This window comes from Jiangella rhizosphaerae, assembly GCF_003579925.1.
In the GTDB taxonomy this organism is placed as follows: Bacteria; Actinomycetota; Actinomycetes; order Jiangellales; family Jiangellaceae; genus Jiangella; species Jiangella rhizosphaerae.
The window spans coordinates 1-6,889 of sequence record NZ_QUAL01000354.1; the positions used below are offsets into that span (position 1 = coordinate 1).

The 6,889-nt window shown below is 66.1% G+C and carries 8 protein-coding genes; 3 read left to right on the forward strand and 5 right to left on the reverse strand.

Going from position 1 to position 6,889, the window contains the following annotated elements:
* Nucleotides 1-60: 60 nt before the first annotated feature.
* From DY240_RS24905 to DY240_RS24915, 3 genes are all read right to left on the reverse strand, one after another.
* Nucleotides 61-354 (reverse strand): DUF7716 domain-containing protein, encoded by a 294-nt coding sequence (locus tag DY240_RS24905; protein WP_147375511.1) that lies wholly within the window; start codon nucleotides 352-354, stop codon nucleotides 61-63.
* 11 nt (nucleotides 355-365) lie between these two features.
* Complete coding sequence (locus DY240_RS24910; protein WP_119662399.1) at nucleotides 366-683, reverse strand: hypothetical protein; 318 nt, start codon at nucleotides 681-683, stop codon at nucleotides 366-368.
* 116 nt (nucleotides 684-799) lie between these two features.
* Nucleotides 800-1,117 carry a hypothetical protein gene (locus DY240_RS24915; protein ID WP_119662400.1) on the reverse strand — a complete coding sequence of 106 codons (318 nt, stop codon included), beginning with the start codon at nucleotides 1,115-1,117 and terminating at the stop codon, nucleotides 800-802.
* Nucleotides 1,118-1,790: 673 nt separating this feature from the next.
* Between DY240_RS24915 and DY240_RS24920 the strand changes: the two genes are divergently transcribed.
* Nucleotides 1,791-2,189 (forward strand): histone-like nucleoid-structuring protein Lsr2, encoded by a 399-nt coding sequence (locus tag DY240_RS24920; RefSeq protein WP_407659398.1) that lies wholly within the window; start codon nucleotides 1,791-1,793, stop codon nucleotides 2,187-2,189.
* Nucleotides 2,190-3,486: 1,297 nt separating this feature from the next.
* On the opposite strand, the gene DY240_RS24925 is transcribed toward DY240_RS24920, so the two are convergent.
* Nucleotides 3,487-3,852 carry a hypothetical protein gene (locus DY240_RS24925; RefSeq protein WP_119662401.1) on the reverse strand — a complete coding sequence of 122 codons (366 nt, stop codon included), beginning with the start codon at nucleotides 3,850-3,852 and terminating at the stop codon, nucleotides 3,487-3,489.
* Between the two features lie 233 nt (nucleotides 3,853-4,085).
* Between DY240_RS24925 and DY240_RS24930 the strand changes: the two genes are divergently transcribed.
* Nucleotides 4,086-4,532: a DUF6326 family protein gene (locus DY240_RS24930; RefSeq protein WP_199702370.1), complete on the forward strand. Its 447-nt coding sequence runs from the start codon at nucleotides 4,086-4,088 to the stop codon at nucleotides 4,530-4,532.
* On the opposite strand, the gene DY240_RS31485 is transcribed toward DY240_RS24930, so the two are convergent.
* Nucleotides 4,512-4,697, reverse strand: coding sequence for a hypothetical protein (locus DY240_RS31485; RefSeq protein ID WP_147375513.1), 186 nt, complete (start codon nucleotides 4,695-4,697; stop codon nucleotides 4,512-4,514). The two genes, DY240_RS24930 and DY240_RS31485, sit on opposite strands and share 21 nt — an antisense overlap.
* A gap of 456 nt (nucleotides 4,698-5,153) precedes the next feature.
* Here DY240_RS31485 and DY240_RS24935 point away from each other — a divergent pair, with 456 nt between their 5' ends.
* Nucleotides 5,154-6,551, forward strand: coding sequence for a recombinase family protein (locus DY240_RS24935; protein ID WP_147375514.1), 1,398 nt, complete (start codon nucleotides 5,154-5,156; stop codon nucleotides 6,549-6,551).
* Nucleotides 6,552-6,889 lie beyond the last annotated feature (338 nt).

The following is a 6,889-nucleotide window of genomic DNA, read 5'->3' on the forward strand; positions in this document are numbered from 1 at the left end:
CACCTCGATTCGGTGCGGGATCGAGACCCGACCCCGCCTTCCGTACCGAGGGCGTTGTGGTCATCCTGCCCACAGGATGAAGGCATCGTTGTCGAGATAGAAGTGGAATGCGGCAAGCAGGTCAGCGCTCGTCGTGTCGGGGCGCTGCTGGCGGGCATTCTGGACGATGCCCTGCACGTCCTGAATCCCGAGCACATAGTCGTAGCCGAGGGCGATCGCCTCAGCCGGGAGGTCTGTGTCATCTGAGACGTCGTCCACGTCCCAGACGAGTACCGGCGTCTCCTCCGAATAGGGACGCCCCCCGGGTGCGTACAGGGCGTGATCCCATCGCAGGCCGTCGGCCTGCCTGAGCACCTCTCCGAGTGTCAGCCGCACTCCACATCACTTCCTGAGGCGGCGAGCCAGCGACACAGGTCATCGGTGACGTACTCGCCGTCGGCCTTGACGTCGTCCGACAGGGCGCCGAGGTCGAGTCGATAGACCTCGCCGTCGCGCCCGCCGACCGTGCCCTGTCGCCGCATCAGATATCCGGCCCCACCGCCGTCATCGCCGATGAGCACCCACCCGGGTGAGTACTCCTCGACCTCGTAGGTCGTGTTGCGTTCGCAGATCGAGTGCGGGCCGTAGATCGCGGTGCCGTTCGCAAGATACAGCCCGGGCGTCATCCGCCACAGCTCGGCCACGGCCGCGTTCGGGGCGGGAGCGAGCGGCTCGGTCGAATCCTCGAGCTCAGCCGTCGTCTCCGGATCCGGTTCCAGTCGCCTAACGTCCGGGCCCACAGGACACACCCGCCGATGGCTCATTGCGCCCCGAATACGTCGGTGACGGTGAGGTCGTCGTAGACGGCGAGAAGCGCGTCGCCGTCGAACACCTCAGTACGATCGGGATACGCGCGTGCGGTGCGAACGATCCCCGTGCCTCGCAGGAACGGCGGTCGATCCGGATCAGCCGACCCCACGACGTGAATCACGACCTCCGCACCAGGCCCACCCGACCCCGGCGGCAACGGGGTGACGGTATCGAATCCGCCATACCCCTCACCGAGGCGGTGGCAGATATCCGCGACGAACGCACTGGGCTGAGGCTGGTCGTCCTCACGACGTCGAAAGAAACCCATACGTCCATCCTGGTGCGCAGGTCCCGAGAACGCGAGCTCCGGCCCGCGCGGAATCACCCACGGACTCAGCGCACCCACCCCATGGAATCCGAAGAGCCACTCATCGCGGTGTCAGCCGATCCAAGATCACGATGCGTCCCTGCAGCCAAGATCTTCTCCCGCGCTGGGCGTGACGAAGGCCGCCAACTCGTCGCGATCATCCCGGATACCGTGCACCGAGACCGGCTGGCTCAGAGCAGCCAACGTTCGTATGACGCTCTCTTCACTCGCAGGGTCGACGTGCATCCGCTCGCATTCACAGCCGGCCACCGGTGCCCACCTGGCCGCCAGTCAGCACATGCTGAAACCAAGCAGACGCCCTAACTGCTGTCCTGGGCGGCGCGGCCGGGTGGTACCGCCGAGGTCGTCGCCCTCATAAGCCAGTCGTGCCTCAGCGTCGCCGTCGTCTGGCCCGACCGCGCCCCACGTTGAGTTGTCGTCGCCTCGAGACAGCGATCGGGTTCGCGGTGCGTCGCCGACCAGGACAGCGCTGATGGAGCGGGGCGTGGTCGATGTCGGCGTAGTAGAGCTCGGCCATGGTCTGTCTCAATCTGTGCGCGCATCGCGGAGACCTCGAAATCTCCTCCATCACGATGAATCGTGCGCCACGCGGCTTGTATCACCGTTGTGGCGCATGATCGACTTGTATGGTCACATTCTCGCGACAGACATGGGGGCGAAAGAAGTGGCGCAGAAGGTGTTCGTCCAGCTCGTCGACGACCTCGATGGTAAGCCGATTGCGCAGGGCAAGGGCGAGACGGTGTCCTTCGGACTCGTTGGCACGTCGTACGAGATCGACCTGAACGACAAGAATGCGGCGAAGCTTCGTGGTGCACTGTCGACGTACACGGCTGCGGCCCGCAAGGTGTCAGCGAGTGCCAGCGGCGCACGCGGATCAGGCCGCGCGAGGCGCAGCCCGGAACAGCTGAAGGCGATCCGCGAGTGGGCCTTCACCAACGGCCACAAGATCAGTGATCGTGGACGCATCCCCAAGGACGTCGTCGCCGCATACGAGGCTGCTCGCGCCTCCTGATCGGAGCACGGCATGGGTGAGCCCCCGGCAGGTCTTAGCGGCCGCGGCGACAGCGTCAAGGGCGTTCCCGCCGTTGTCCGGCAGCTGCCGGGACGGGCGAGGCCTCGAGCCGAAGCGCTGCCGGAGTATCAGGAGTTCAATGCGAAGCGGCGACAGCGGCTCCCCGCCGCGCTCTGGGTGTTCTGAGCGCCCCGCCGCGAGCGCGTCTTTTCGATGGCGCGTTCAGTTGGACTGCAGATGCATCAAGGAAGCGCTGACCACCAGCGAGGCCGAACTTCCCTAGGGCAGTCGCTGGGCCGACGCCACAGGCCGGGCGTGGCTGCCGGCGGGGCAGTTGCCCTGTTTCCACGACGACTCGGAGCCGGCTCCGTACCGGGAGATCGCGAACTGGGGCGAGCGGCGTGAGGTCACCTTCCCCGCGGACCCGGCCGACCCGCCGGACTGGGCGGATGCTGATGTATGGCCGGTCCTTCGTCACGACGAGCCGCGAACATCGGCGTCCTGGCGGGCGACACTGGCGTGCGGGCATGTCGATGAGCCGATCCCCGATCTCGACTGGGCGACCTGCCGACGGACCGCACGTCGCCGACGCCTCCCGGCTCGAGGAGATGGTTGCGCCGTTCGACGAGTTCTGGACCGCCGCACCTGGGTGCAGCCCGATCGCGAGCGAGCCCACACCGGCCGCATGCTCGAGCAGGGCTGGCCACCCCCAACCCAAGCGGCTGTGTAACACCTGCCCGCAGACACGGTCGATCGTCGCCTGCCAACGGTCGGGCTGGCTCGTTCACCCGCGGCAGAGCCGAAAGCACCGTCAGCGCCGTACAGGGCGATCTTGAAAGAGCGGCTACGCAAGGTCCAGGCCGATGCCAACCGGTTGCGCGCCCAGCTCGACACGCTCGAGGATACAGACGATCCAGCTGCCGACCCGCAAATGCCTGACGACACTCAGCAGGACGGAGCTCGGCCGGCCCGTGGTCGCGCAGAACCGACGAGATTCGCCCTTCGCGCACGATCGCCGCCCGCGCGCTCCTGAACGACGGCGGGGCACCCCGACCGTCCACGACGAACGATCGGGACACGCCCCCCGACGACCGCACTCTAGGCGAACCCTCACCAAGATCGCACATCACGCGTCCCGCACCGCCACCACAGCGAGATCGACGTAACCGGCATGCGGCCGATCGACCGCACGAGGCCTTGGCCGGCCCCGGATGCCCCGTTCGCGCTGGCTGGCGCCCCATGGTCGATGCCATGGCCAGGACATGCGATCAGCGCTGAGGTGGTCGACCGTTCGGGATCAGGCCGGCCTCGTGAGCACAATGGCCGCCAGCACCCGCTCGCGGACCTCGAGCCGGATCAGAATGGCGCTGACGTAGGCCATCACGGCCCGTTCGAGCGCGTTCACGGCCGGGGCCCGTTCGTCGGTGAGGACAGCGACCCTCCCTCCGCCGGTCAGGTCAGATCTGATTCGCGTGTCCGGAGTCATGGAGTCGGGTCGGAAGCAGACGATGCACTCCCGTGACGGTAGAGCCGAGCGCGCCGTCACCTCAGCGCGGTACGCCACCTCGGCGGTGTACATGCGCCGTAGCTCGGCCAGCGACGAGCGCAGGCGGCTCCTCACGCACCTTCTCCTCTCCGACACCTGGTCGTCGTACATCACCATGGCCGAAAGGCTCGAGCTGGTCGCAAGGCTTCACGCGCAACGTGGCCAGACGCTCCTGCCGTGCTCTCGCTCGCCGTGCCCCGGAAGGAACGCACTCGGGGTTGAGATTGGGGACATTCCCGATGCGTGACGAGCTGGCTGCGCCTAGCGTGACTCACGCCAGCTGCCAGTTGAGTGCTGCGGGCGCGCCTCGGTGCGTCGGGTGCCCGGCCGAAGCCTCTTGAGGAGCCCCAGTGGCCACAGTCCGAACCGCATTCGAGGCGTACCCGGTCAACGCGAGGACGAAGATCGCGGCGTCCTGGGTGACGATGTTGTTCGTCTGGGTCTACGTCGACCTGTTCAGTCTCTACCGCACCGACGTCCGCAGCGACCTCGACGAAGGAGAGATCGGCGGGTTCACGGTTGACCAGGCGTTCCTCGTCGGAACCACCGCCTACGTCGCCATCGCCATCGCCAGTCTGATGGTGCTTGCCACACTCATATTGCCAGCACGGATCAGCCGTATCGCCAATATAGTGCTGGCCCTCGGGTACGCCGTCACAGTCATCCTCGGCGCGGTCGGCGAGTGGGGCTACTACGTGCTGGGCAGCGTCATCGAGCTGGCCGTGCTCGCCCTCATCACGTACCACTCCTGGACGTGGCCGAGACTCTCGCCTGCATCACAGAGCGGAGCTCAATGAGTTCGAGCCGGTCGACCACGGCCGGAGCCGGATGAGCGCAGCCAGATGACCGCCGGCGAGCATCGTGGTCGCAATCAAGACCGGCGTTCCACGCGACGCGACGCGGTAGAACGCCACCACGACACCGGTCAGCAACCTGCCGAGCACCACCTGCGACGACCGCACCGCGCCCACCAAGCCGCCAGAAGTCGGGCCGCATCCGCACCGGCTGACGGCACACGTAGTACTCCAGCGCCATGTAAACCCGCTCGGCGGGGAGCGCTACGACGCTTCCCACGGCCGGCGCCCGCACCGCCCGCCTCGTACGGCTTGTCCGCTTCCACGATGCCCGCGGCGGCGGCGCTGCTGACGGTATGGCTGCTGGCCGCGGTCGTCATCCACCTGGCCCCGACCTGACGCGGCGGGACCCCGTCCGCCACCAGCCGGCGGATCAATGCCCAATCCTCCACCGAGATCACCCATCCAATCTGTCTGGGTGGCCTCATTTTCGAGCTTCGCTACGGCCTCATTTCGGACAGGCCCGACAACTGTACTACTTAAGGCGAAAGTCGCCCCCTGTTGGGGAGGTCAAGCGTCACACAGCATCGAGTCCTCGACTTGACCAGCCGCGGGGGGTGCTGCGTGAGGATCGCGATCTACGTCCGTATTAGCGATGACGCGTCGGGGGTCGGGCGGGGAGTGGGTCGGCAGCGTCAGGACTGCCTGAAGCTCGCCGAAGCACGCGGATGGACCGTTGTTGAGGTGCTTGAGGACAACGACCTCAGCGCCGCAGGAAAGCTTCTGAGGCCCGGATTTGAACGCTTGCTCGATCTCATCGTGGTGGGACACATAGACGGCGTGGTGGCGTGGACATGGGATCGACTGGAGCGCAACCGCCACGACTCGCTAAGGCTCATCGACGCAGGCCAAAGAGCCGGTGCCCTGATAGCGCTCGTGCGCGGCGTCGACATCGACATGTCGACCCCGGCAGGTCGCCTTTCCGCTGACGTGCTGGCCTCCGTAGCGCGCCACGAGATCGAGCTGAAGAGTGACCGCCAACGACGAGCCAACGCGCAACTCGCCGCGGAAGGAAAGAAGGTGGGCGGACGCAGGTCATTCGGCTTCAACAACGACATGACGCATCGCCCCGACGAGGCGGACGCCGTCCGGTGGGCCTACGACCAACTCCTGACTCAGCAGTCGCAAGGCCTGATCGCACACGCGTGGAACAGCCAAGGCCTGCTGACCCCTCACGGCCGACGCGACGGCTCGCCCGGTCACTGGCGGTCCGACACCCTCACTAGGTGCCTGCGCAAGCCCATGTATGCCGGCCTCCACACGTACAAGGGACAGATCACGGGCGCTGCGATGTGGGAGCCGATCGTCGACGAGGACACGTGGCGAGCAGCACAAGCAATTCTCGGCGATCCCATGCGCCGAACGAAACGGCATCCGAAGGCGCTCCTACACGACGTTGCGCTCTGCGGCACGTGCAACCGGCCCGTAACCGGCGGCATCGCACATCTGTCGCGACCCAACAGGATTTACCGATGTCGTACACAGTGGCACATCGGCCGCAAGGCCGAACCGATCGAGCTACTGATCGTTGGTACGATTCTCGATCGCCTAGCACGCCGAGACGCCCCCGATCTCTTGGCCGACTGCAACCGTCCCCATGTCCCGGACGCCCTCGCAGAAGCCCGGCGGCTACGGATCCGGATCGACGAACTTGCCGACGCATACGCAGTCGGCAAAGTCACCCTTAGCCAGATGGAACGGGCGACAGCATCCATGGTGCACCACCTGAAGCAGGCAGAACGAACGATGGCTGACGCGACCCGCGTGCGACTGCTGGCTCCCCTCGTTCACACCAACGACGTTCACGGCACGTGGAACCTGATGCCCATCAACGAGCAGCGTCGCGTCATCGGCGCCCTCCTGTCGATCAGGATCCTGAGCACCGGCCCAGGAATGAAGAAATTCGATCCCGCGTCAGTAGAAATTTCATGGCGGCAGTCAGCCACGGCTGACGGACCATGAAGGTGCTTAGTCCCGAAGCAGATACATCCACGCGCTCGACGTACGTGGGCTGGTTGCTGTTCTAGCCGGGCTTCCTTCCCATCGAGGGCTCGACCCGGTGTCCGCGCGTGACTCAGGTCGAGGCCGTCCGCGTTCCTCAGCGGTTCCTCAGCAGCACCGAAAGCAGCCAACTTCGACCAACGACACTCCGAGGTGTTGACGCAGGTCAGGAAGCATTAGCCGTCGATGACCAACGACTACAAACACCCTGGTGAGAGTTCGAGCTCTACTTCGACATCTGATCGCAGAGCACACCCCTGACGGGAGCCGCCGGCCGCCTGCCTCGAGGCGCGGCCGGC

Coding starts and splice junctions, on each gene's coding strand:
- DY240_RS24915 (WP_119662400.1), bottom strand. CDS start 1,117: ATGGGTTTCTTTCGACGTCGTGAGGACGACCAGCCTCAGCCCAGTGCG.
- DY240_RS24925 (WP_119662401.1), bottom strand. CDS start 3,852: ATGGTGATGTACGACGACCAGGTGTCGGAGAGGAGAAGGTGCGTGAGG.
- DY240_RS24920 (WP_407659398.1), top strand. CDS start 1,791: ATGATCGACTTGTATGGTCACATTCTCGCGACAGACATGGGGGCGAAA.